The following is a 24443-nucleotide window of genomic DNA, read 5'->3' on the forward strand; positions in this document are numbered from 1 at the left end:
GCAAAAAGACCAACCCCTCGCGTACGTGATGTACGCGTCGGCCTTGGTCTTTTTTTTCGCCTTGCCCTCGCACCGTTCTTGCCAGCCTGACGGAAGGGCGGGGGGCAGATCGCTTTGTTTGGCGATAACGGCCCGATCGCTTCGTTGATGCAAAAAGACCAACCCCTCGCGTACGTGATGTACGCGTCGGCCTTGGTCTTTTTTTTCGCCTTGCCCTCGCACCGTTTTTGCCAGCCTGACGGAGGGGCGGGGGGCAGATCGCTTTGCTTGGCGATAACGGCTCGATCACTTTGTTGCTGCAAAAAAGACCACCCCCTCGCATGCGTTATGTCCGCGAGGGGGTGATTTTTTGTCGTGCGGTTGGGTTTTTCTGTTTCGCCCGCCGATCGGGAAAGCGCGTGCGCGGGGCAGCTAGGCCAAGACTGTTTTTATCCAGTGGGCCAGCGGCGTGAAGACCAGCACCAGCGGCAGGGCTGGCAGCAGGTTGGAGAGCCGGATTTCCTTGATTTCCATGAGGTTGATGCTGATGCCCACGATGAGCAGGCCGCCCGTGGCCGAAAGCTGGGCAATGAGCTCCGGGGAAATGTATTGCTGCAGATAGCCCGCGAACAGGGTCATGGCGCCCTGATAGATGAGTACCGGGATGAACGAGAACAGCACGCCCGAGCCGAACGTGGAGGCCAGCGCCACGGACGCGAATCCGTCGAGGATGGCCTTGGTGTAGAGCACGGTGGGGTCGTTGTTCACGCCTTCTTCCAGCGAACCCACAATGGCCATGGCCCCGATGCAGTAGATGAGCGAGGCCGTGACCAGCCCTTCCGTGAACTTGGGGTTGGCCGAGCCGAGCATTTTCTTGCAGCGGTTGCCCAGCCGTTCCAGCAGGGTGTCCAGCCGCAAAAGTTCGCCCAGTATGCCGCCCACCAGTATGCTGAAGATGACCACCAGAATGTCCTGCACCTTGAAGGCCATCTGCAGGCCGATGAGCAGGGTGCACAGGCCCAGCCCCTGAAAGACGATGACCCGGATGCGTTCGGGGAAGCGGCTGTGCAGCATGCACCCGGCAAGGCTGCCGAGGATGATGGTGGCCGAGTTGGCAAGGGAACCGTAAGGGATCATGGCTGTTCCTGTGTGCTGAGGTTCGGGGAAACAGAACGTAGGCCGGGCCGCTTTCGGCGTCAAGCGGCGCGCGCGGCCGCAACCGCAGGGAAAACAGCCGAAAAACTGCATGTTGGCCGCACAGAACCGTTGACAGGAGACGATTGTAACCCGTATGTAAGATTCCTTCGTGCCGGGATGGCGGAATTGGTAGACGCAGCGGATTCAAAATCCGCCGGGTTCACGCCCTTGAGAGTTCGAGTCTCTCTCCCGGTACCACGAATGAAATCAGCGGCCTGCGAGAATATCGCGGGCCGCTTTTTTGTGGCGTGGCGGAGAAAGCGAGAAGAGAGGGTGTTCGATTATTTTTAACTCGTGCAGTATCCGCTTGAGGTTTCGGCTCGGAGTCTCCGCGTTATTTGTGTGGATGTATTGATCATCCGAATTGTAATAGTGGTTGCCGGGTATAAAGGCTCTCCCCAATAATTCCAACGCAGCCTTGCACCAGTCAATAATTTCGTCCATGTCCTCCAATGGGACCCCTGACGCATTTGTAACATTCTCATTGTGAGCAATAATTTTGTCACGGATATATTTAATTTTGTTGATTTTGTCATCTAAGTTTTTTACTTTTTCCTTTCCCGGCATGCCTTGTTCTATGTCTTCAACAAGTTTTATCAATACCTCTGGGTTAGGTTCTGGTTCGGAAGGGATTCCAATCCACTTCTTTTCAGCTTTTATGCTGTTTTTGTTTTTGGTAATGACAGTTTCAGGGCACTGCCCATTCAGTTGTTTCATGTGAATTATATGTTCTACAGAGATTGGTAGCGTTTTGGCGTGGCTTTTTATGGTGTCTATGATTTTTGGGAACGATCTGGTTTCGTAAGATTTAAAAAAGTCAAACATTTTGCAAATGCTCATGTACATAGTGTGAATTGCAAAGTTCTGTACGCTTCCAAAGAAGTTACCATGTTTTGCTTCATTGATTTTCTTTGCATTATCAGAAATTGTTAGAAAGATGGCTCTTGATTCTTCATATCTAAAAATATCAGTCAGTGGTCCGTCGGATAACATCGAGTCTATTTTGTCACGGATTTGTGCGGGATTGTTTGTGGCTGTCATGTCTTGTGTCCTGTTTTACAGTGTCAAAAGAGTTTTTTTAGAGAGATTGCATTTAATTAGTACAATAAGATAAAATAATCTATAATTAATCCGAGAGGCTTGGATGGTTCCTCAAAAGTCCTGCCTCCTTCCTCCTTTTTCACATCAACACTTTTCAACCGCTGGACTTTTTGTAAACATGGCTCCTCCCGACGGGTATTGGCTCGCCGCGACTTTTTTTCAGGAGCTTTTTTCATGCATTCCAAGATCGGACGCAACGATCCCTGCCCGTGCGGCAGCGGCAGGAAATACAAACAATGTTGCCTTGGCAAGCCCGTTGCCGGGCGCGCGGCGGGCGCGGCAGCCGATTTTTCCGCCGAGGCCATGTACAGAAAATACAAGGTGCGGCTGAAGACCCCGGAGCAGATCGAGGGCATCCGCCGTTGCGGCGTGCTGGTCATGCAGACCTTTGATGCGGTGCGCAACCTGATCCGGCCCGGCGTGAAGACCGAGGAAATCAACACGGTGGTGCACGATTTCACGGTGCAGCATGGCGCCCGGCCCGCGCCGCTCAACTACCACGGCTTTCCCAAGAGCGTGTGCGTTTCGCCCAACGAGGTCATCTGCCACGGCATTCCCGGCGATTACGTGCTCAAGGACGGCGATATCGTCAACGTGGACATCACCTCGGTTCTGGACGGCTACTATGCGGACTGCAACCAGACCTTTTTCGTGGGCACGCCCTCGCGTGATGCCCGCAAGATCGTGGAAGTGACCCGCGAGAGCCTGCGCATCGGGCTGGAGCAGGCGCGGCCCGGCAACGTCATCAACGACATTTCCTCGGCCATACAGAAATACGCGGAAGGGCAGGGCTGCTCCGTGGTGCGCGAATACATGGGCCACGGCGTGGGACTGGATTTTCACGAGGCCCCCAACGTGCCGCACTACAACTCCAACTGGGGCAATACCCCCATCGTGCCGGGCATGACCTTTACCGTGGAGCCCATGATCAACCTCGGGCGCAAGGAAGTGCGCGTGCTTGAGGACGGCTGGACCGCGGTGACGCGCGACGGCTCGCTTTCGGCCCAGTTCGAACAGACGCTGGTCATCACCGAAGACGGGTTCGAGAGCCTGACGCCGTTTGACCTGTAGCCGCTGAATCTTTTGTTGGAACCGCTGGGGCGTTGCCCGCGGCGGGACTGAACCGAACACCCCGAACCATGAGGGAAATCGACATGTCGAAAAAAATAGGTTGGATCGGCACGGGCGTCATGGGCAAATCCATGTGCATGCACCTGATCAAGGCCGGACATCAGGCCTTTGTCTACAACCGCACCCAATCCAAGGCGGACGAATTGGTGCAGGCCGGGGCCGTGTGGTGCGATTCCCCGGCACAGGTGGCCGCGCAGGCGGATGTGGTCTTCACCATCGTGGGCTATCCCACGGACGTGGAACAGACCATTCTGGGCGAAAACGGCGTGCTCGAGGCCGCCAAGCCCGGCACCATCGTGGCGGACATGACCACCTCCGAGCCTTCTCTGGCCAAGCGCATCCACGCAGCCTGCGCCGAAAAGGGCGTGGCCGCATTGGACGCCCCGGTTTCCGGCGGCGACCTTGGCGCGCGCAACGCCACGCTGGCCATCATGGTGGGCGGCGAACAAAAGACCTTTGATGCGGTCTCGGACCTTTTTGAAATCATGGGCGAAAACATCCGGCTCATGGGCGGACCCGGCGCGGGCCAGCACACCAAGATGAGCAACCAGATCCTCATTGCCGGAACCATGATCGGCACCGTGGAATCCCTGCTCTACGCGCACCGGGCGGGCATGGATATGGACGAGGTCATCAGCGTCATCGGCTCGGGCGCGGCCGGATCGTGGTCCATCAACAACCTCGGCCCGCGCATTGCCAAGGGCGACTTCGACCCGGGCTTTTTCATCAAGCATTTCGTCAAGGACATGGGCATCGCCCTGGCCGAGGCCCGTGCCATGAATCTGGGCCTGCCCGGGCTGGCTCTGGTCAATCAGTTTTACATAGCGGCCATGGGGCAGGGCTATGAGGAGCTCGGGACGCAGGCATTGTTCAAAGTGTTGGACTCCATGAGCTCTGGCGGCCGATAACGGCGCGATCGCTGCGTTGCTGCCAAAAGGCCGGAACCTCGCGTACAGGGTGTACGCGTCGCTTCCGGCCTTTTTTTGCGTCTTGCCCTCACCCCGTTCTCGGCCGCCAGTGGTTTGGAGCTGGCAGGCCGTGCTGCATGTGGCTAAGGGTCGGATGTTTTGGCCGGATAACGGCGTGATCGGGTGTACGCGTTGATTCATATGCCTACACACGGCTAGTGTTTTTGCAGATAGGCCTCAATGCGGTCCTGAGCGTTGCGCTCGATGTTGCGATACCAAAGAGCGAAGTCATATTTGTGGAGGACGCCGGGGGGGAAGCGTCCAAGATCGAGTTTTTCCGGGGGCGAGGTCATCAATGCGCGGGTCTTCGTGTCCAGGTACGCACCGGTGTAATGGGGAACCTCCCGTTTTATCGCGCCTGTGAGATCGTCGAAAAAGACCGCGCCCAAGTTAAGATTTTTGTCTGCCGGAGTGCCGTCCGTTTTCCAGTTGAGCGGGTTGATGGAGACTGCGCCGGGAAGCAGCACAGGGGAGCCGGAGCACCCCGGGGCCTCGGTGTTCCAGGAAACAACCACGCCGGTGTCGTCTGCCCGTTGCGCCGGTTTGATCCATGGGTATTTTTTCAGGTCTTCCCGAGTGACGGAATAGCCGATGACATAGGCAGCCACGAGTTTTTCCTGCAGGACCGGATCGTGAAACCGGCGTCTGAGCAGATCGACCAGAATTATGGCCCCCTGGCTGTGCCCGGCCAGAATGAAAGGTCGCCCCTGGTTGAGAAAGGCCAGATAATAGTCGAACGCCCGATGCACATCGTCCATGCCGATGCGGAAGTACGTGTTGTGAAATTTGTCTTTCTGTGAGTCCAGATTTGGGAAGGAAAGTTGGCGATAGTATGGCGCGAACAGGTTTGCAGCCGGAGAAAACGCACCGGCCTGTGACTTCAGCAGCCCCTGTACCTCTCTCCGGAGTCTTTTGTCGAACACGTCCATATTCTTAGGGCTTTTATCAGAATAGATGGTGGGATAGACGTAAAACACGTCCGCACGCTTGTTTGGTTGAGCAGGTCTGGACGCCCACGCGTTGTCTGCAGAGTAATCGGCGCATGCCGGAATTTCGCAGCAGTTGTCATTGTCGGCGGCCCCGATGGGAGCTGTAGACAAAATGCAAAACAACGATACAACTATGATGACACGAACGTTTGGCACAGGTCTCCTCCAATTCTTGGCAGGAGCATACCAGCTGGCGATTACCGGGTAAAGGAAGCCCCTGTGTTTTTTCTGTTCGTAGTTGCCGTGCGCGCGTGCTTATTGGTTGAGTGCCGGTCCCTTTGATTTCGTCAAACGTGTGCTTGAGCCGGATGAAGGTTTCTTGTCCCTTGCCCTCACTCCGTTCTCGGCCAGACGGGGTGGGGATGCACTCGGCGTGGTATGCCGAGTATCTGTTGTGCGTGTCATTTTTGCTGGTTTCAACTTTTTAAATTGATTCACAGTTTTGATTTCTCCTGCTATGAATCCCTTAGCCGCGCGCCTTGCGCGGTTGCCATGCTCACGGGGAGGAAAGTGTGTTTCGCTTGGGCTTGTTGTGGACGCTGGCCGTCGTGCTTGTTTTTCCCGCCCTTGCGCATGCCCAAAAACCGCGCCGGGCCAAACTGGTGTTGCAATGGTATGCGCAGGCGCAATTCGCCGGGTATTTGGTGGCCGAGGAAAAGGGCTTTTACACCAAGCGGGGCGTGGACCTGAAGGTGGTCCCGGGCGGCGCGGACGTCATGGTTTCCGACTGTATCGCGTCGGGCAAGGCCGATTTCGGCACCATGTTCTTGTCCACGGCCATTGAACGGCGCGGCGCAGGCATGAAGTTGGTCAACATCGGCCAGATCGTGCAGCAGTCCGCGCTCATGCTTGTGGCGCGCAAGGATTCCGGCATTGAAGGCCTGCCCGACCTCGAAGGTGCACGCATCGGCATGTGGGGCCGCCAGTTCCAGCTGCAGCCGCGTGCCCTGTTCAAGCGCTTGGGAATTTCCGTGGATGTGGTGCAGCAGTCGCCGTCGTTCGACCTGTTCATGCGCGGGGGCTTGGATGCTGTTTCGGCCATGTGGTACAACGAATACCACACCCTCATGTCCTACGGGCTGGACCCGGACGAAATGGTCACCTTCTTTTTCAGCGATCTGGACCTCGATTTTCCCGAGGACGGCATCTATTGCCTTGAAAAGACGTGGGAGCAGGACCCGGCCATGTGTCGGGCCGTGCTGGAAGGTTCGCTGGAAGGGTGGCGATACGCTTTTGCGCACCCCGACGAAGCCCTGGAAATCGTCATCACCCGCATGAAACAGCAAAAGGTCTGCGCCAACCGCGCACACCAGCGTTGGATGCTCGCCCGCATGCGCGACATTATTCTCGATGGCAGCAGCGTGCCTCGGGGCGTGCTCCGCCGGGGTGATTATGAACGGACCAAGGCCACGCTTCTGGGGAACGGGTTTATCTGGGCCGCGCCGGAATATACGGAATTTTACAAGGGACCAGCACAATGAAACGAACAGGAATAGCCGTTCGCCTCGCAGCGCTCATACTGGCCTGCTCGCTCGTGATCCTCAGCCTCATCGTGGGCTACAACTACGTTGTTTCCCGCAACATCATCATCAGCCAGGACGAGCACACCGGGGCCGGGCTGGCACAGGCCACCAGCGCGCGCATCAGCAAGGTGCTCTTTGCCGTGCAAAAGGTGGCCGACAGCATCGCCTACACGCTTGAGGACGCGGAGATCAACGAAAAGCTCATCGACGAGCTCGGCCGCAGGGTGCTGGCCGGGAACCCCGAGATATTCGGCACGGCCGTGGCCTTTGAACCCTACGCCTTCGACCCGGCCAAACTGTATTTTTCCCCGTACCATTACCGTTCCCAGAATCGCATCGCCTCCACCAATCTGGGCAGCAAGGACTACCGCTATTTCCACATGGACTGGTATCAGCTGGCCAAGGAACTGGACAAGGCCGTGTGGACCGAGCCGTATTTCGACGAAGGGGGCGGGCGGGCGCTTATGTGCACGTATTCCGTACCTTTCTACCGCAATGTTGACGGCAAGCGGATATTCTCGGGCGTTGTCACTGCGGATATCGATTTGAGCTGGCTGCAGAAGATGATCACCGACATCGAGGTTTACGAGACCGGTTACGTGTTTCTGCTTTCGCGCTACGGCACGTTCATATCCAGCCCGAATCCGGATCTGGTCATGAACGAAACCATCTTCACGCTGGCCGAGGAAAAGAATGTGCCCGAGCTGCGGGACGTGGGCCGTTCCATGCTGGCCGGAGAATCCGGGTATCGTGAAATGGAAGACCTTCCGGGCATAGGCGAGGCGTTCATCTACTACATGCCGCTGCCCGCGGAAAAATGGTCGCTGGCCATCGTGTTTCCCAAGGACGAGATGCTGGCGGGCGTGACCCAGCTTTCGCACACCGTGGCGATCATCGGCGTGGTGGGCTTTCTTGCGCTGGCCGCGTTGATCATCTCCATTTCCGGCAGCATTACCCAGCCTTTGCGCAAGCTCACCGTGGTGGCCAACCGCATCGCCTCGGGCGATCTGGACCAGAAGGTGCCGGAAATCCGCACCCGGGACGAGGTGGGCGATCTGGCTTCGTCATTCAAGACCATGAAAATCTCTCTCAAGGATTACATCGCCAACCTGACCGCGGCCACGGCCGCGCGGGAGCGCATCGAGTCCGAACTGCGCATTGCGCGTGAAATCCAGATGGGCATACTGCCCAAGCTGTTTCCGGCTTTTCCGGACCGCACCGAGTTCGACGTGTACGCCTCCATCGAACCGGCCAAGGAAGTGGGCGGGGACCTCTACGATTTCTTTTTTGTGGATGACCGGCATTTCTGTTTTCTGGTGGGCGATGTCTCGGGCAAGGGTGTTCCGGCCGCATTTTTCATGGCTGTGACCAAGACCCTGCTCAAGGTTGTGGCCGAGCGCGGACTGGACCCGGGGCAGGTGCTTTCCAAGGTCAATGCGGATTTGGCCGCGGAAAACGAATCCTGCATGTTCGTGACCCTGTTTCTGGCCATCGTGGATATCGAGACCGGCGAAACGCGTTATGCCAATGCCGGGCACAATCCGCCCGTGCTCTTGCGCCGCGGTCAACAGCCCGAATGGGTGCCGCCGCTGAACGAACCGGTTGCGGGTGTCATGGAAGGCATGGAATACTCCACCAAGACCATGAGCATGAGCCCCGGCGATACCCTGTTCATTTACACGGACGGCGTCACCGAGGCCATGGACGCGGACAAGAACATGTATTCCGATCCCCGGTTGCTGGACGTGCTGGCGACGCTGGACTGCGTGACCGCGGAGGATCTTGTGGCCACGGTGGATGCGTCCATCAAGGCGTTCACCGGGGGAGCCGAGCAGTCGGACGACATAACCATGCTGGCCATGCAGTTCCATGGGCCGGATGGTGAGAACAAGGAGTAGATCATTATGGATATTGCCAACGAACAGCGGGGCGATTGGTTGCTGATGCGGGTCGGCGGTCGCCTCGACGCCGTGACCGCCCCGGATTTCGACAAGGATTTTCAGGCCGTGCTCGATGCCGAGAATTCCCATGTGGTGGTGGACCTTGCCGGACTCGAATACATCAGTTCCGCAGGCCTGCGTTCCATCCTCGCTGCGGCCAAGAAGATTCGCACAGGCGGGGGCAAGATCGTTTTTTCCGGTCTGGACGGCATGGTTGAGGAGGTCTTTCGGGTTTCCGGTTTCGCAGCCATGTTTACCCTGTACGCCACCGCGGACGAAGCCGTGGCCTCCTGACCGGATTCGCCGTGTCTATCCTGCGTATTCCCGCGTCTGCAGACCGTTTTTACGAGGTCTGCGAATTCGTGCGTTCCCGCGCTGCAGCGCTGGGCGTGCCCGATTCCCTGCATATGAAGCTCGATCTGGTGGTTGAGGAGCTGGTGGTCAACATCGCCTCCTATGCCTATCCGGACGGGGGTGGCGATGTGGAGGTCGAATGCGAGCGGGGATTCGACCCCCTGGATGAAGGCGCTTCCGGCGAATTTTTCTGCGTGCGCCTGCGGGATTGGGGGCTGGCCTTTGATCCGTTGCAGGGGCCGCCGCCGGATGTGACGGCAGCCATGCACAAGCGGGACGTGGGCGGTCTGGGCGTTCACCTTGTGCGTGAAATGACCGATAGCTGCCGGTATGAGCGCAGGCAGGACATGAACGAATTCACCGCCTGTTTTCAAATAGGATGATTTTTCGAGCATCCACCTGAATTCAATACACGGAAGGCATCATGAGCCAGAGAATTTCGCAACTGCGTGATGAGGCGCGGGCACATTGTCCGGCGGTTTCCCTTGAACGGGCCGTGCTGGTCACGGACTATTGCCGTGAGCGCGGCGGCCCGCAGCACGGGCCTGAGGACCGGGCCGAGCTTTTCCGTCATCTGTGCATGACCCGGCGCGTGCATGTGGGGGAGAACGAGTTGATCGTGGGCGAGCGCGGACCTGTTCCGGGCGTGGTGCCGCTGTATCCGGAACAGATGGGTTCTGTCGACGGGCTCGTGCCGGAAGGAGAGCCCGTTTACGAGGCGGACGCAGGAATGGCGCAGTCCTTTGATCAGGCCGTGGGCTGGTGGCGGGATGCTTTGGCCCGGGACGGGAACAAGGATCAGCACATTTGGCAGGTCGGCTTTGGCGACGATTTTCCCCGGCTGTGTCACAAGGGCATTCTGGCCCGCAAGGCGGTCATTGCCCGCGCACTCGGTGCAGAAGACGCGGGCCCGGATTCCCGGCAGCAGGCGCGGTTGCGCGCCGAGCTGAATGCCGAAGATATCGCCTGCAACGGCATCATGATTTTTGCGGTGCGCCATGCGCAGCAAGCGGATGAGATGGCCGAGGCGCTGGAGCGGAAAGGAGACGATCCTGAACGCGCAGCCCAGTTGCGGCACATGGCGGACGCGTGCCGCCGGGTTCCGGCCCATTCGCCCTGTGATTTCTGGGAAGCCCTGCAGATGTACTGGTTCATGCACCTGGGAACCATGATGGAACGCCCGCAATGCGAGCCCGTGCGCGTGGGCGAGTTGCTCGATTTTCTGACCCCGTATTATGAAACCGACACCAAAGAGGGCGGCATGCCCGGTGAGTTCGCCAAGGAGCTTGTGGCCTGCTTCATGGTCAAGGCGCACACCCACGGCATGCTTGCTTTGCCGGAAAGCGCGGATGGGGAGTTGGCCGCACGTATGCTGGAGGTCGCCGGAGAATTGTCGATCGAATAGTGTTTGGTTAAAAAGTTGCATATTTAAGTATTTGAAATAATGGATATTTGATCTATTTTTCGTGCTGCGAACAGCGCGCAGGCCCTGCCCCCGGTGCGGCAGGGCTGTTTTTTTGTGCTTTTTTGCGGGTTGGGGTACACAGAGCGGAATATGGCGGCGCGCACCGTGCGCGGCAAGTTTTTCAGGGAGAACCGATGCGAGTTGGCCGTTTTCTGGAGCGAGTGATCAAGATGCCGTGGGTGGCCTTGTGGGGCCTGCCGTTCTTCGTGTTCAACGCCGGGGAGCTGCGGCACTGGATGCCCATGCTGGGCGGGGCGCACGAATGGTTGCGCACGTTTTTCCTGCGTCGTTTGGGTGCGCGCATCGGCAAGGGCTCGCGGGTGCGCAGCCATGCGTATGTGACGCGGCCCAAGTTTTTGCGTATGGGCGTCAATTCGCGCATCGGCAATGGCTGCCGCCTCTTCCTGCACGACCGACTGACCATTGGCGACAACGTACACATCGGGTCCGGTCTTTCGGTCATCACCACGGACCACCGCATCGACGATCCCGCCAGACCGTTGGCGGCGCAGGGCATGAACCTCGGGCCGGTGACAATCGAAGATGACGTATACATCGGGGCCAACGTGACCATTTTGCGCGGTGTGACCATCCACGGCCGTACCGTGGTTGCGGCCGGGGCCGTGGTCACAAGTGAACTGGCCTCGGGCTTCGTGTACGGCGGAGTTCCCGCCAAACCGCTGCGCGCGTTGGATTCCTGAGGCTTTTCCCATGAGCGTCCGCCAGTTTTTTTTCGCCAAGAAATTCATCCTGCCTTCGCGGGCGGCCAATGCGCTGCAATCCCTGACCATGGCCTATGCCTTTGCGGAAAATGGCGTGCGCACCACCCTGTGGCCCGGGTTTCGCGCCCGCGACCATGCGGCGTTCCAAGCCGGGCTGGAGCGCGATTACGCGTTGCAGGCTTCGGATTCCCTGAACCTCGTGTCTCTTTCCGGCGCGCACAAGGGGCTCTACGGCCTCGGGTTCCGCGCGCGTCTGGCCGCGGCATGGCTCACCGCGCCGCGTGATGCGGTTTTTTATGCCCGCGACATCAAGGAAGCCCTGATGCTGGCGCGGCTCAAGCGACTGTCGCCCGTAAAGCATCCGTTTTATTTCGAACTGCATGAACTGTTGGCTGAGCAGCACAAGGCCCACGGCACCGGACGCGAGGACCATTTCGCGCGCATGGAGGCCGAGGTGCTGGCGCAGGTGGACGGCGTAATCAGCATCAGCCCGGTGCTGGTGGAGGCCCTGCACGCGCGCTACCTCGTGGACGCCCCGGTGCTGGTTTCGCCCATGGGCTACAACCATCGCCTGTATTCACCCGGGCCGGCCGCGGACTTTTCCGGCGCGGTGACGCTGGCCTATGCGGGCAGCCTGTACGAAGGCAAGGGCGTGCACAATCTGGTGCGGGCCATGGCACACCTGCCCGAGCGCTTCCGGCTGCTGGTGGCGGGCGGTTCGCCGGAAAGCGAACTGGAACGGCTGCGGGCCATGGCGCAAGATATTCCGGGCGGCGCGGAGCGCATCGAATTTACCGGGTTCCTTTCGCCGGGCGAACTCGGCCCGCGTCTGGCCCAATGTTCCATGATGGTCATTCCCCAGTGCTCGGGCGCGGAATTCTTTTCGCCCATCAAGCTGTACGAGGCCATGGGCATGGCCCTGCCGCTGGTGGCCACCCCGGTTCCGGCCCTGACCTCGGTGCTGGATCACGGCGAGGATGCAATCATTGCCGACGACGAATCCCCGGAAGCGCTGGCCCGCGCCGTGCAGGACATGGCCGGGGACCAGCCCCGCGCCCGCGCCATGCAGCAGCGCTGTCGGGAACGTGCTGCCACGCTTTCGTGGAAACACCGGGCAGGGCAGTGTCTGGAATTCATGGCCACAGGCCGTCGATAACGGCACGATTGCGGCGTTGCCGCAAAAGGATCAACCCCTCGCGTACGTGTTGTACGCGTCGGTTCTGCTCCTTTTTTTGCGCCTAGCCTTCGCACCGTTCTCGACGGCCTGTGGCCGGAGCGTGATGGTCGTCCTCTGGGGGGGCGGCAGGGTTATGGCTACTCCCGATTGCGGCGTTGCCGCAAAAGGATCAACCCCTCGCGTACGTGTTGTACGCGTCGGTTCTGCTCCTTTTTTTTGCGCCTAGCCTTCGCACCGTTCTCGACGGCCTGCGGGTCGCTGTTGCGATCAATCCGAATCGCCGGTGTCCGTTTGTTTCCGGCAAAGGCCCGCGCCATGCGGCTTCTTGCCTAAGAAACCCGCATACGGTACTGTGTCCCGTTCCGTTTTCGGCGCAGGTCTGCGCCGTGGCATGCATTGGGTGAAAAACGGAACCGTGAACAATCCTTGCAGCGAGACAACAGGCCCGTTTGGCGGGCAGAGATACATGATGAAAACGCCTGAAATTGATATTTGCGGCAGAAAGGTCGGCCCGGACCACGCGCCGCTGGTCATTGCGGAGATAGGCATCAACCACGAGGGCAGCCTCGAGGTGGCCAAGGCCATGGTCAAGGCGGCCGCCGATGCCGGGGCCGAGATCGTCAAGCACCAGACCCATGTGGTGGAGGACGAGATGTCCGCCCAGGCCCGCAGCGTGGTGCCCGGCAATGCGGACGTGTCCATCTATGAGATCATGGAACGTTGCGCCCTGAACGAGCAGGACGAGCTGGCGCTCAAGCAGTATGTGGAATCGCTGGGCATGATCTTTCTGTCCACGCCGTTTTCCCGCGCGGCCGCCGACCGTCTGGAGCGCTTCGGGGTCGGGGCCTACAAGATCGGTTCGGGCGAGTGCAACAACTATCCGCTGCTGGACCATGTGGCCTCCTTCGGCAAGCCGGTCATCCTGAGCACGGGCATGAACGACATTGCCAGCGTGGAAAAGGCCGTGGCGGTTTTTCGCAAGCACGGCACACCGTTCGCCCTGCTGCATTGCACCAACATCTATCCCACGCCGCCGGAGCTGGTGCGGCTGGGGGCCATGGTGGAGCTGGCCGAGCATTTTCCGGACGCGGTGATCGGGCTTTCCGACCACACCGAGACCAACCACACCTGCCTCGGGGCCGTGGCGCTGGGGGCCAGCATTCTGGAGCGCCATTTCACGGATGACATGAGTCGCCCCGGGCCGGACATTGTCTGCTCCATGGACCCGGCGGCCCTGAGCGACCTCGTGCGCGGCTCGGCCATCATCCATGCGGCGCGCGGCGGCAGCAAAAAACCGCTGCAAGAGGAACAGGCCACCATCGACTTCGCCTACGCCACGGTGGTGACCATCCAACCCGTGCGCGCGGGCGAGCCCTTTACCCGCGAGAACCTGTGGGTCAAACGGCCCGGCACTGGCGAACTGCTGGCCGAGGAATACGAATCCGTGCTGGGGCGCATTGCCGCCGCAGACATTCCTGCGGATACGCACCTGAAACGCTCTGACATGACGGACGTGACGGACTGATCATGAAGAAGATACTTTTTCTGACCGGAACGCGGGCCGATTTCGGCAAGCTCAAGCCGCTCATCGTGCGGGCCGAGGCCCTGGACGACGTGGAAGTGTTCGTGTTCGTGACCGGCATGCACATGATGCGCAAGTACGGGTACACGCACATGGAGGTGGAATACCTGAACCTGCCGCACCGCATCCACGGATACGTGAACCAGAACGAGGCCGACACCATGGACACGGTGCTGGCCAAGACGGTTTCCGGTCTGTCCGACTACGTCAAGGAAGTCCGGCCGGACATGATCGTGGTCCATGGTGACCGCGTGGAGGCTCTGGCCGGGGCGTCCGTGGGCAGCCTGAACAACATTCTGGTGGCCCATGTTGAGGGCGGCGAGGTTTCGGGCACGGTGGACGAACTCATTCGTCACGCTGTTTCCAAGCTCTCACACGTTCATTTCGTTTCCAACGATCAGGCCCGTGCGCGGCTGCTTCAACTGGGCGAGACGGATGAGAGCATTTTCGTGATCGGATCGCCGGATATCGACGTCATGGCCTCGGGCGACCTGCCGGGCATTGACGAGGTGCGTTCCCGTTACGAATTCGATTTTGCAGACTACGGCGTGGTTTTGTTCCATTCCGTGACCACGGACCTTGAGAATCTGCCGCGCCATGTGAACGCCATGGTGGAGGCGCTGGAGGCCAGCGGCAACAATCACGTGGTGGTGCACCCCAACAACGACCCGGGCAACGAGATCATCCGCAAGGCCTACGAGCGCCTTGAGGGCAATCCCCGGTTCCGGTTCTATCCGTCCATGCGTTTTGAATATTTCCTTTCGCTGCTCAAGCACGCGGACTACATGGTGGGCAACTCCAGCGCGGGCATCCGCGAGGCCCCGTTCTACGGCGTGCCCAGCATTGATCTGGGCCACCGACAGTCTAACCGAGGCACGGCCGCCAGCCTCATGCACGTGGATTTCGACAGGGACGCCATTCTTGCGGCCATACAGTCGGCCCCGTCCCTGCGCGGCAACCCCTGCGCGGATTTCGGCTCCGGCGACAGCGCCGAACAGTTTGCCGCCGCACTGACCGATGACGCGTTCTGGCAGCGCAGCACGCAGAAATATTTTGTTGATATGTAGAAAGCTATAGAATAGTATCCCTCCGCCAACCGTTGAAGGGGGTTGGTGTAAAAAAAGAAATGGGGATTCAATATGATAGCTTTGCCTGATTTTGCTGAGCCGTTCGACTATGAGAACGGTTTTTATCTGACATGCCAATCCCGGCGCGTGGGGCGCCTGCTTGCTCATTATGAATTGTACAAGATGAGCCTCGGGCTGGCTGGGGATATTGTCGAATGCGGTGTGTTCAAGGGGGCTTCCTTTGTACGTTGGGGAATGTTTCGGGATTTGTTCGAAACACAACAGGGCAGGAAGTTATTCGGATTTGATTCGTTTGGTACCTTCCCGGCCACCAACTACGAGGCGGACAAGGCTGAGTTGAATTTGTATCTTGAGGAAGCTGGCGACCAGAGCATCTCTACGGAACAGCTAGACGAGGTCTTGGCCAACAAGGGCATCAGCAATTATGAATTGATCAAGGGCGACATCAACGAAACCGTTCCCCGTTTTGTGGAAGAACGGCCGGAGGTGCGCATAAGTCTTTTGAATCTTGATACTGACGTTTACGAACCAGCTGTCACCATTCTTGAGCATTTGTATCCCAAGATTGTCTCTGGAGGTATTCTTATTCTTGACGATTATGGGGTGTTCCCCGGAGAAACTGCTGCTGTAGATGAATATTTTGCCGGACAGGACGTGGAAATCAGAGGTCTGGGTTTCAGTAACGTTCCTTGCTATATCATAAAATCGTGATTCGATTCGGAAAGAAACGACCGTGGCTGTATCTGCCCGCCGAAATCAAGGTTCGGGAGTTTGAGGCCAAGGTGCTGATAGCCTCTATGGCAGCTTCACGAGGGTTTAATGTCGTTTTTGGCGATGTTGCTCCGGTTTTGAAGGTTGCACGCAACGGGCCTCCCGGCGTGTTTATGTTTAAGGATTGCAGTTACCCCATGATGGAGACGTTTCGCGAACTCCATGAGTTGGGGCATCGCGTCTGCGTGCATGATGAAGAGGGGCTTGTCGTTTTCAATGACGAGATTTTTCTGAATTTTCGAGTGGACAACCGCTCTGCGCAGTATGTTGATTTGTTTTTCGCCTGGGGCAAAGAGCAGGAAAAAATTCTGCTGAAAAAAATTGAACCGGAGCGGGTTGCCCGTACCGGTCATCCGAGATTCGACATCCTGCGCAGGGATTTGCGTGGAATATTCGATGAAGATGTTCGTGACATACAGGAACGCTATGGCCGATTCATCCTTATTAACAGTAATCTTGGGGCGTGGAATCATCAAGACGGCCCTGAGGGGTACATCCGTATCTGCAAGGAACAGGAGGCTCTGGACAACCCGGAGGATGTGGACTTTTATGTGCGATATCAGAACCACGTGAAGGGCCTCTGGGATCGTTATGTCCCGCTTGTCCGTCGACTGGCTGAGGATTTCCCTCAACATTCCATCGTGGTTCGTCCGCACCCTGTGGAGGATGTCGGGACATGGGAGCGGCTTATGGCAAATGAACCGCGTGTGTTCGTGGACGACGACGGAACCGTGGCCAAATGGATTTATGCAGCAGATGTCGTTGTACATACCAATTGCACGACAGCCATTGAATCTATTGCCATGGAAACCCCGGTTTTTTCCTATTTACCGTCTTATGATCCGGAATTTGATTGTGACTTGCCGAATGATTTCAGCAAAGTCTGCCGCACGGATGACGAGTTGTCCGCTGCCTTGTCCTGTTGTGTAGGTGGCGAGGGTTTTGCCTCTTTCGGTGAGCAACGGGTTTTGTTGAAGCAGTATGTGTCTGCAATTGAGGGAGATTTTTCAGCATCGCGTATTGTCGACCAGCTTGAACGAATTGCCCTACCCTCTGAGAAGATGAGAGTTTCTTTGCGCCACACGCTGTTGCCCAAGTTGCGTCTAGAGTTTGATCGGATGCTTGGCAAAAGCAAGTCCACGCAAAAATGGCCACATACGTCCTTAATAGAAGTACAAGAATTGGTTTCCCGTTATTGTCATTTTCTTGTTTCGCTCAAAAACATCAAGATTGCTCACCTTGGAAGAAATCTGTTTTCTTTTTTCTCGATAAACAAGTAGTTGTCTTTTAGAAAGGCGGTGGCTATGGCTTCTCGTGAAGGGCCTTCTTCGCTTGATCCATAAGCGGGCCTTTTTTGCATGCTTTTTTCGGGACAGGGAGTTTGAATGAGCAAAGCCTTTGGGCGGCCGCGCAAGTGGCTGTATCTGCCCATGGAAATAAAAGTCCGGGAATTCGAGTCCAAGGTTCTGGTGGCGGCCGAGGCCGCAGAGCGGGGCTACAACGTAGTACTCGGCGTCAAGAACCGGGTGCTCCGCTGGGCGCACGACGGTCCGGCCGGCATATATTTCTACAAGGACGGCAGCGAGATCATGCTGCCGGATTTCCGCTCCCTGCGCGAGCAGGGCCACAGGATCGTGGTGCACGACGAGGAAGGGCTGGTGGTGTTCAGCCCGGAGATATTCATGAGTCAGCGGGTTCCGGCGGAGCTGGACGCGGTGCTGGACATCTTCTTTGCCTGGGGCGACTGGCAGGCGCGCATGCTGCGCACAGGCGTGACTCCGGCCAAGGTGGTGCCCACCGGGCATCCGAGGTTCGACATTCTGCGCAAGGACTTGCGCGGGGTTTTCGACGGCCATGCCCGTGCATTGCGTGAGCAGTACGGACGAATGATTCTGGTCAATACCAATTTCGGGGCATGGAACCACCAGCTGGGGCCGGAAGGGTACATCGACCTGTTCCGCTCGCACAACATGTTCAAGTCCAAGGCGGACGAGGATTTCCGCTACCGCTATCAGGCGCACGTCAAGGTGCTGTTTGAAAGCTACGTGCAGGCCGTCAAGCGCCTGTGTGCCGAGTTCCCGGACCATACCGTGATCGTGCGGCCGCACCCGGTGGAGAATTACGAGGTTTGGGAAGACCTCATGCGCGACACGCCCCGGGCCGTTGTCTGCGACAGGGGCACTGTGGCCCGCTGGATTCACGCGGCGGACGCGGTGGTACACACCAACTGCACCACGGCCATCGAGGCCACGGCCATGGACACGCCGGTGTTTGCCTATCTGCCGGTTTCCGACCCCGAATTCGATTCCGAACTGCCCAACGCCTTCAGCATGCAGGTCTTTGACGAGGACTCGCTGGTCGCGGGCCTGCGCGAAACACTGGCGGTACCCAAGGATTCCTTTGTGTTGCCGGACAACCTGCGGGAGTTGATGAACGAGTATCTCACGGGTATGGATGGAGACTGGGCCGCCACCCGGATCATGGACGCCTGTGACGGGCTGGACGTGCCCGAGTTGTCGCACCGCGTGTCCTGTTTTGCCGGGCTGGCCAACCGCTTTCGCATCTGGCAGCAACGCCGTGCGTTCACGGACAAGGGCGGCCAGAAATTTCCGTCCACGTTTGTGGAAGAGGTGCAGCAGGTCATCGGGGAGTTCGCCACGGTTTCCGGCCGTTTTGAAGGCGTGCGGGCCGAGGCGCTGCACAGGAACCTGTTTCTGGTCTCTTCGGATCAGGCGTAACCACGCAGGGAGATGAACACCATGTCCACCACCTTGAAAGTTCTGCACGTGGCCAGCTTCATGGGCAACATCGGCGACAACGCCAACCATTGCGGCATGCGTTCGGTGCTGGCCGAGAATCTGGGCTGCGAACTTGCGTTCACCGAGCTGGAAATCCGCAAATGCTACGCCAATTATGCGGCTGCGGACCGCTGGGCTTTTGACGATGAGTTCGTGGACCTTGCCAATGCGCACGATCTGGTGCTGGTGGGCGGCGGCAACTATTTCGAACTGCGCCACAGTTATTCCAGCACCGGGACCACCATCGACATCACCCCGGAACGCATGGCGAAAATAAAAACGCCGCTGGTGTTCAACGCCTTGGGCTGCGATGTGGGCGCGGGCGTGACCGACGAGAACGTGGCCAAGTTCGGGCGTTTTCTGGACGCGGCCATGGACATGAAGACCTGCCTTGTTTCCCTGCGCAACGACGGGGCCATGGGCACGCTGGAAAGGATTTACGGCAAAAAATATTCGGATCACGTCTACCATGTGGCGGACGGCGGCTTTTTTACCCGCGTTCCCGAGCGTGCCTATCCGGAACTGCCGGACGGTTGCGATTTCGTGGTTGTCAATGCGGCCGTGGACATGGAGGACGTGCGTTTCCCGGGCCGGGACGGTCTGCTTTCCCACGAGGCGTTCTGCACGGAGTTCGCGGACGTCATCGGGCGGCTGCTGGACGGGCACCCCACCGTGCACCTGCTGTTTGCGCCGCACATGTTCAGCGACCTCAAGGCCATGTCTCGGGTCATGGATGCCATGCCCGACCATTTCCTGCGTGACCGGGTGTCGTCCCTGCCCATGCTGCACGGCCAGAACGGGCACGACTACGTGTTCGGCGTGTACCAGCGCGCCTTGTTTTCCATGGGATTCCGTTTTCATTCCAATGTCTGCCCCGTGGCCTTGGGGACGCCGTCCATCGGACTGGTGTCCTATCCTCAGGTGGCCTACCTGTACGAGGAACTGGGCATGCCCGAGCGGGCCGTGCGGGTCAACCGGCCCGGATTCGGCGAGCCGTTGGGCCAGTTGATCGACGCTACCATTGCCGGGGCGGGCAACATCCGCGCCCGGTATGCGGATGTCGTCAGGAGTCTGCGTGCCGAGGTGGACGTTTTGCACAAGGATATTGCCGCGCTCTTGTAGCGCAGGGGGAAGAGCATGAAGGTGCTGGGATTGATCACGGCCCGGGGCGGGTCCAAGGGCGTGCCGGGCAAGAACTGGAAGATGATCGCGGGCAGGCCGCTCATCGCATGGACCGTGGCTGCGGCCAGGGCGTGCAGTTGTCTGGACAGGATCGTGGTCAGCACCGACCATGAGGAAATAGCCGAAGCCGCACGCAATGCCGGGGCCGAGGTGCCGTTCATGCGGCCCGAGGAACTTTCCCGCGACGACTCTCCACACATCGACTGCGTGCTGCACGCGCTGGACTGGCTGGAGCGCGAGCAGGGCTACGTGCCGGACTGCGTGTGTCTGCTGCAACCCACCTCGCCGTTGCGCCTGCCCGAGGACATTGACGGGGCCGTGGCCATGGCCGAACGCCTCATGCGCGAAAAGGGCGCCGCCGCGGTCATCTCGGTCACGGATTGTCCGCACCATCCCTACCTTGCCCGCAAACAGGACGAATCCGGCAGGTTGCTTCCCTTCATGGAGCATGATATCGCCTACCAGCGAAGGCAGGATCTGCCTCCCGCATTGGCTACCAACGGGGCCGTGTACGTCAATTCCGTGCGCTCCTTGCGCGAGGACAAAACGTTTTATCCCGCCGAATGCTACGGCTACCACATGCCGCAGGAGCGTTCGCTGGAAATCGACACCCCGTGGGAATTTTCACTGGTCGAGGCCGTTTTGCAAATGCAGCAAGAGAAGGGTGCATGAACATCCGCCTGATACCCCGTCTGGACATCAAGAGCGAGAATCTGGTCAAGGGCGTGAACCTGGAGGGCATCCGGGTTCTCGGACCGCCCGAGGCCTTTGCGCGCTATTATTATGAGCACGGCGCGGACGAGCTTTTCTACATGGACGTGGTGGCCAGCCTGTACGAACGCAACAGCATCCTCGAGATCGTCTCTTCCATTTCCCGCAATATTTTCATTCCCATGACCGTGGGCGGCGGACTGCGCAGCCTTTCGGACATCGGGGACGTGCTCAAGTCCGGCGCGGACAAGGTGGCCCTGAACACGGCCGCCGTGCGCGACCCGCAACTGGTGCGCCGGGCTAGCGAACTGTATGGCTCATCCACCATCGTGGTCTCCATCGAGGCCAAGCGCCAGAAGACCGGCGGCTGGGAGGCCTACATCGACAGCGGCCGCGAGCACACCGGGCTGGATGCCGTGGAATGGGCACAACAGGTCACGGAACTGGGCGCGGGCGAGCTGATCGTGACTTCGGTTGATCAGGAAGGAACCGGCAAGGGGTTCGACGTTGATTTGGTGCGGGCCGTTGCCGAAAGCTGCTCCGTGCCGGTCATTGCCGGGGGCGGCGCAGGCTCGGCCGAACATGTGCGCGAGGTCTTGCAGGACGGCATGGCCGACGCCGTGAGCTTTGCCTCGCTGATGCATTATCCGTTGCTGCGCGACAACGAGGAATTTCAGTCGTACCCCGGTGCGCGCTGGGCCGGTGGGCTCGGCCAGTTCGAGTCCGTGACGCTTGAGGAGATCAAGCAGGGCCTGCGCGAGAGCGGGCTGGAGACGAGGTAGCCATGGGTTTGCCGGTTGTTGCCGTGGTCGACTATGGGGTCGGCAATCTTTTCAGCGTTGCGCAGGCGTTGCGCCGTTTTGACCTGAACGTGGAAATCACCGGAGACTGGCGCGCGGTGCAGGCCGCGGACGCCGTGGTGCTGCCCGGCGTGGGCGCGTTCGGCCCGGCCATGCAGCGGCTGCGCGAACTGGAGCTGGATTCGGTCATCCGCGATGTTGCGGCCATGGGCAAGCCGCTCATGGGCATCTGTCTGGGCCTGCAGCTGCTGGGCAGGCAGAGCAGCGAATTCGGGCATCATGAAGGGCTGGGCATCATCGACGGCTCCGTGGTGCAACTGCCCCGTGTGGAGCAGCAGGGCCGCGTGCTCAAGCTGCCCAACATCGGCTGGCAGCCCGTGTTGCCCGCCCCGGGCAATGAGCAGGCGTGGGGCAAGACCCTGCTTTGTGACGTGCCGCAGGGGACCACCATGTATTTCGTGCACACGTTCGCGCTGCAGGTGAACGACCCGGACGTGTGCGTTGCGGTTTCTGGCTACGGGGACCATGAATTTTGCGCGGCGGTTGCCTCGGGCAGCGTGTTCGCCTGCCAGTTCCACCCGGAACGCAGCGGCGAAACCGGCCTGCGCATGTACGGCAGCTTTGCCAAAGAAATCAATGAATACTGCAAGTAACGAGGTTAGTCGTGGAAGTTAAATACGGTCTGCCGGAAAAGGTTCAGTACTGCACCCGGTGCGTCATTTCCAACCAGCGTCCCAGCTCCTCGGTGGAGTTCAAGAACAAGGGCCAGAAAAAACAGACCATCATGTTCGACGACGAGGGCGTGTGCGCGGCCTGCCGCTATGCGGACATCAAGGAAAACGAAATCGACTGGGCCGAGCGCGAAGACGAGCTGATGCGCCTGTGCGACCAATACCGCAGCAAGGACGGCGGCTACGATTGCGTGGTGCCGGGCAGCGGCGGCAAGGACAGCGCCTTTACCGCCCACATCCTCAAGGACAAGTTCGGCATGACGCCCCTGACCGTGACCTGGGCACCGCACAAGTATACGGAAATCGGGTGGAAGAATTTTCAGAACTGGATTCACGCCGGGTTCGACAACATCCTGTTCACGCCCAACGGCAAGGTGCACCGGCTGCTGACCCGGCTGGCCTTCGAGAACCTCGTGCATCCGTTCCAGCCGTTCATCGTGGGCCAGCGCATGATCGCGCCCAAGGTCTCCATCGAAAAGAACATTCCCCTGATCTTCTACGGCGAGAATCAGGCCGAATACGGCAACAACATCGAGGAAAACTTCATTCCCACCATGAACACGGATTTCTTCGCGGGTTCGCAGGATCCGGCCGATCTGGTGCTGGGCGGCGTGACCGGCCGCGAGCTCATGGATGAATACGGCTTGAGCGCCAAGGATCTCATTCCGTACATGCCCGTGAAAAAGGAAGACCTCGACCGCACCGGCACCGTGGTCCACTACCTCGGCTACTACGTGAAGTGGGACCCGCAGGAGTGCTACTATTACGCCAGCCAGCACACGGGCTTTCAGTGCAACGACGAGCGCACCGAAGGTTCCTATTCCAAGTATTCCTCCATCGACGACAAGATCGACCCCCTGCACTACTACACCACGCTGGCCAAGTTCGGCATCGGCCGGGCCACCTACGACGCGGCGCAGGAAGTGCGCAACGGCAAGATCACCCGCGAGGAGGGCATCGCGCTGGTGCGCAAGTACGACACCGAGTTCCCGGGCCGGTTCTTTGACGAGATGCTGGAGTACATGGGCATCACCGCCGAACGGTTCCACGAGGTCGTGGACGCGGCCCGCAGCGAACATCTCTGGGAGAAGCGCGACGGCGAATGGCATCTGCGCCATCCCATCTGGGAAGAAGGCAAGTAGGCTTCGGTCATATCCGCAGTTTCGCGGCGTGTCCGGTCATTTCCGGGCGCGCCGTTTTTTTTGCCCGCCTGCCTCCCCGCGCACGTCTTGACTTGGCGCGCCAATGGCTCATACTGGCGAAAAACGCAGTGGAGGAATACATGAGCCAATACCTGATCCATCCCATGGTCATGGGCACCAAGGTTTTCGACAAGGGCATGATGACCTACCAGCACGGCTACGGCACGCCCTACACCATCCCCATATACAGCTGGTACCTTGAAGGCGGGGACAAGACCATCCTCGTGGACACCGGGGAGATGCACCCCGTGGTTTCCGAGGACCGCGAAAAGGCCATCGGCGGTCCCATCCTGACCTTTGAGCAGGGACTGGAGCGGCATGGACTCAAGCCCGAGGACGTGGACATCGTCATTCATACCCACCTGCATAACGACCATTGCGAAAACGACTACAAATGTACCAACGCCCGTTTTTACGTGCACGAAAAGGAACTGGAACACATCCATGACCCGCATCCGTTGGATTTCAGGTATCTGGAAGACTACATCGAGGATGTCGAGGACAACGGGCAGGTCGAGGTGGTCACCGGCGACATCGAAGTGGTGCCGGGCATCCGCATGGTGCACACCCCGGCGCACACCGAGGGCGGCATGTCCGTGCTGGTGGACACCCCGGCGGGCACGGTCATGATCTGCGGGTTCTGTACCATTCTGGAGAATCTGTATCCGCCCGTGGATGTCACGGCCATGGAAATGGACGTCATCCCTCCGGGCACCCATGTGAACGCCAACGATGCCTACGACATTCTTGTGCGCGCCAAGACCATGGCCGACATGGTGCTGCCCCTGCATGAACCGAAATACGCCTCGGGCGCGGTCATCGGCAGCCGGGAGTAGCTCGTGGTGCCGGGGCAGGGGAAATGAAAGCCCAACAAAAAAGGCTCCATAAAGGAGCCTTATTTGAGCGGAAAGCCGTCATGGAAGGGGAGCGAGTCATGCGCGGCATTCCGCAAGCAATCAGTTCGTAAACTGTGTAGCTTGAGTAGAAAGTATCCTGTGGCGTGAAAATTACAATGGGGCACGGCCCTCTTTT

The 24443-nt window shown here is 59.0% G+C and carries 23 protein-coding genes and 1 tRNA gene; 21 read left to right on the plus strand and 3 right to left on the minus strand.

What is annotated here, in order from left to right:
* Positions 1-411: 411 nt before the first annotated feature.
* Positions 412-1116, minus strand: a complete 705-nt coding sequence (locus F8A88_RS09990; RefSeq protein ID WP_151151021.1) for a DUF554 domain-containing protein — start codon at positions 1114-1116, stop codon at positions 412-414.
* A gap of 171 nt (positions 1117-1287) precedes the next feature.
* Between F8A88_RS09990 and F8A88_RS09995 the strand changes: the two genes are divergently transcribed.
* Positions 1288-1374: transfer RNA gene (locus F8A88_RS09995), tRNA-Leu, on the plus strand.
* A gap of 9 nt (positions 1375-1383) precedes the next feature.
* Here the strand turns inward: F8A88_RS09995 and F8A88_RS10000 are convergent.
* Positions 1384-2217, minus strand: coding sequence for an AbiU2 domain-containing protein (locus tag F8A88_RS10000; RefSeq protein ID WP_151151022.1), 834 nt, complete (start codon positions 2215-2217; stop codon positions 1384-1386).
* A 234-nt stretch (positions 2218-2451) separates the two neighbouring features.
* Here F8A88_RS10000 and map point away from each other — a divergent pair, with 234 nt between their 5' ends.
* Both map and F8A88_RS10010 read left to right on the plus strand, forming a co-directional pair.
* Positions 2452-3348, plus strand: coding sequence for a type I methionyl aminopeptidase (gene map / locus F8A88_RS10005; protein ID WP_151151023.1), 897 nt, complete (start codon positions 2452-2454; stop codon positions 3346-3348).
* 83 nt (positions 3349-3431) lie between these two features.
* Positions 3432-4316: an NAD(P)-dependent oxidoreductase gene (locus F8A88_RS10010; protein ID WP_151151024.1), complete on the plus strand. Its 885-nt coding sequence runs from the start codon at positions 3432-3434 to the stop codon at positions 4314-4316.
* A 215-nt stretch (positions 4317-4531) separates the two neighbouring features.
* Here F8A88_RS10010 and F8A88_RS10015 read toward each other — a convergent pair whose 3' ends face one another.
* On the minus strand, positions 4532-5521 hold the full coding sequence (locus tag F8A88_RS10015) for a DUF3089 domain-containing protein (protein ID WP_338325291.1): 990 nt from the start codon (positions 5519-5521) through the stop codon (positions 4532-4534).
* Positions 5522-5877: 356 nt separating this feature from the next.
* Between F8A88_RS10015 and F8A88_RS10020 the strand changes: the two genes are divergently transcribed.
* The 18 genes from F8A88_RS10020 to F8A88_RS10105 all read left to right on the plus strand — a co-directional run bounded on the left by F8A88_RS10020 (position 5878) and on the right by F8A88_RS10105 (position 24247).
* A complete protein-coding gene (locus F8A88_RS10020) occupies positions 5878-6846 on the plus strand; it encodes an ABC transporter substrate-binding protein (protein ID WP_151151026.1) in 969 nt (322 codons plus the stop codon).
* Positions 6843-8786 carry a SpoIIE family protein phosphatase gene (locus F8A88_RS10025; protein WP_151151027.1) on the plus strand — a complete coding sequence of 648 codons (1944 nt, stop codon included), beginning with the start codon at positions 6843-6845 and terminating at the stop codon, positions 8784-8786. Before F8A88_RS10020 ends, F8A88_RS10025 begins: the two co-directional genes overlap by 4 nt.
* A gap of 6 nt (positions 8787-8792) precedes the next feature.
* Entirely contained in the window at positions 8793-9122 is a 330-nt protein-coding gene (locus tag F8A88_RS10030) for an STAS domain-containing protein (RefSeq protein ID WP_151151028.1), read from the plus strand.
* 11 nt (positions 9123-9133) lie between these two features.
* On the plus strand, positions 9134-9565 hold the full coding sequence (locus F8A88_RS10035; RefSeq protein ID WP_161598379.1) for an ATP-binding protein: 432 nt from the start codon (positions 9134-9136) through the stop codon (positions 9563-9565).
* A 41-nt stretch (positions 9566-9606) separates the two neighbouring features.
* Complete coding sequence (locus F8A88_RS10040; protein WP_151151030.1) at positions 9607-10587, plus strand: pyruvate formate lyase family protein; 981 nt, start codon at positions 9607-9609, stop codon at positions 10585-10587.
* A gap of 194 nt (positions 10588-10781) precedes the next feature.
* Positions 10782-11348 carry an acyltransferase gene (locus F8A88_RS10045; protein ID WP_151151031.1) on the plus strand — a complete coding sequence of 189 codons (567 nt, stop codon included), beginning with the start codon at positions 10782-10784 and terminating at the stop codon, positions 11346-11348.
* A 10-nt stretch (positions 11349-11358) separates the two neighbouring features.
* Positions 11359-12525 (plus strand): glycosyltransferase, encoded by a 1167-nt coding sequence (locus F8A88_RS10050; RefSeq protein ID WP_151151032.1) that lies wholly within the window; start codon positions 11359-11361, stop codon positions 12523-12525.
* Positions 12526-13012: 487 nt separating this feature from the next.
* On the plus strand, positions 13013-14071 hold the full coding sequence (locus F8A88_RS10055) for an N-acetylneuraminate synthase family protein (protein WP_206666403.1): 1059 nt from the start codon (positions 13013-13015) through the stop codon (positions 14069-14071).
* A gap of 2 nt (positions 14072-14073) precedes the next feature.
* On the plus strand, positions 14074-15195 hold the full coding sequence (gene neuC, locus F8A88_RS10060) for a UDP-N-acetylglucosamine 2-epimerase (RefSeq protein ID WP_194163285.1): 1122 nt from the start codon (positions 14074-14076) through the stop codon (positions 15193-15195).
* A gap of 72 nt (positions 15196-15267) precedes the next feature.
* Positions 15268-15927, plus strand: a complete 660-nt coding sequence (locus F8A88_RS10065; protein WP_151151034.1) for a TylF/MycF/NovP-related O-methyltransferase — start codon at positions 15268-15270, stop codon at positions 15925-15927.
* Positions 15924-17267, plus strand: a complete 1344-nt coding sequence (locus tag F8A88_RS10070) for a surface carbohydrate biosynthesis protein (RefSeq protein ID WP_161598380.1) — start codon at positions 15924-15926, stop codon at positions 17265-17267. Before F8A88_RS10065 ends, F8A88_RS10070 begins: the two co-directional genes overlap by 4 nt.
* Before the next feature lie 105 nt (positions 17268-17372).
* Positions 17373-18725: a surface carbohydrate biosynthesis protein gene (locus tag F8A88_RS10075; RefSeq protein ID WP_151151036.1), complete on the plus strand. Its 1353-nt coding sequence runs from the start codon at positions 17373-17375 to the stop codon at positions 18723-18725.
* Between the two features lie 21 nt (positions 18726-18746).
* Entirely contained in the window at positions 18747-19907 is a 1161-nt protein-coding gene (locus F8A88_RS10080; protein WP_161598381.1) for a polysaccharide pyruvyl transferase family protein, read from the plus strand.
* Between the two features lie 15 nt (positions 19908-19922).
* Positions 19923-20639, plus strand: a complete 717-nt coding sequence (locus tag F8A88_RS10085) for an acylneuraminate cytidylyltransferase family protein (RefSeq protein ID WP_151151038.1) — start codon at positions 19923-19925, stop codon at positions 20637-20639.
* Positions 20636-21460: an imidazole glycerol phosphate synthase subunit HisF gene (hisF, locus tag F8A88_RS10090; protein ID WP_151151039.1), complete on the plus strand. Its 825-nt coding sequence runs from the start codon at positions 20636-20638 to the stop codon at positions 21458-21460. The genes F8A88_RS10085 and hisF overlap by 4 nt, the downstream gene beginning before the upstream one ends.
* Before the next feature lie 2 nt (positions 21461-21462).
* On the plus strand, positions 21463-22131 hold the full coding sequence (gene hisH / locus F8A88_RS10095) for an imidazole glycerol phosphate synthase subunit HisH (RefSeq protein ID WP_151151040.1): 669 nt from the start codon (positions 21463-21465) through the stop codon (positions 22129-22131).
* A gap of 11 nt (positions 22132-22142) precedes the next feature.
* A complete protein-coding gene (locus F8A88_RS10100) occupies positions 22143-23351 on the plus strand; it encodes an N-acetyl sugar amidotransferase (protein WP_151151041.1) in 1209 nt (402 codons plus the stop codon).
* 140 nt (positions 23352-23491) lie between these two features.
* Positions 23492-24247, plus strand: coding sequence for an N-acyl homoserine lactonase family protein (locus tag F8A88_RS10105; protein WP_151151042.1), 756 nt, complete (start codon positions 23492-23494; stop codon positions 24245-24247).
* Positions 24248-24443: the final 196 nt, after the last annotated feature.

It is taken from the genome of Pseudodesulfovibrio senegalensis (assembly GCF_008830225.1).
Classification (GTDB): domain Bacteria; phylum Desulfobacterota; class Desulfovibrionia; order Desulfovibrionales; family Desulfovibrionaceae; genus Pseudodesulfovibrio; species Pseudodesulfovibrio senegalensis.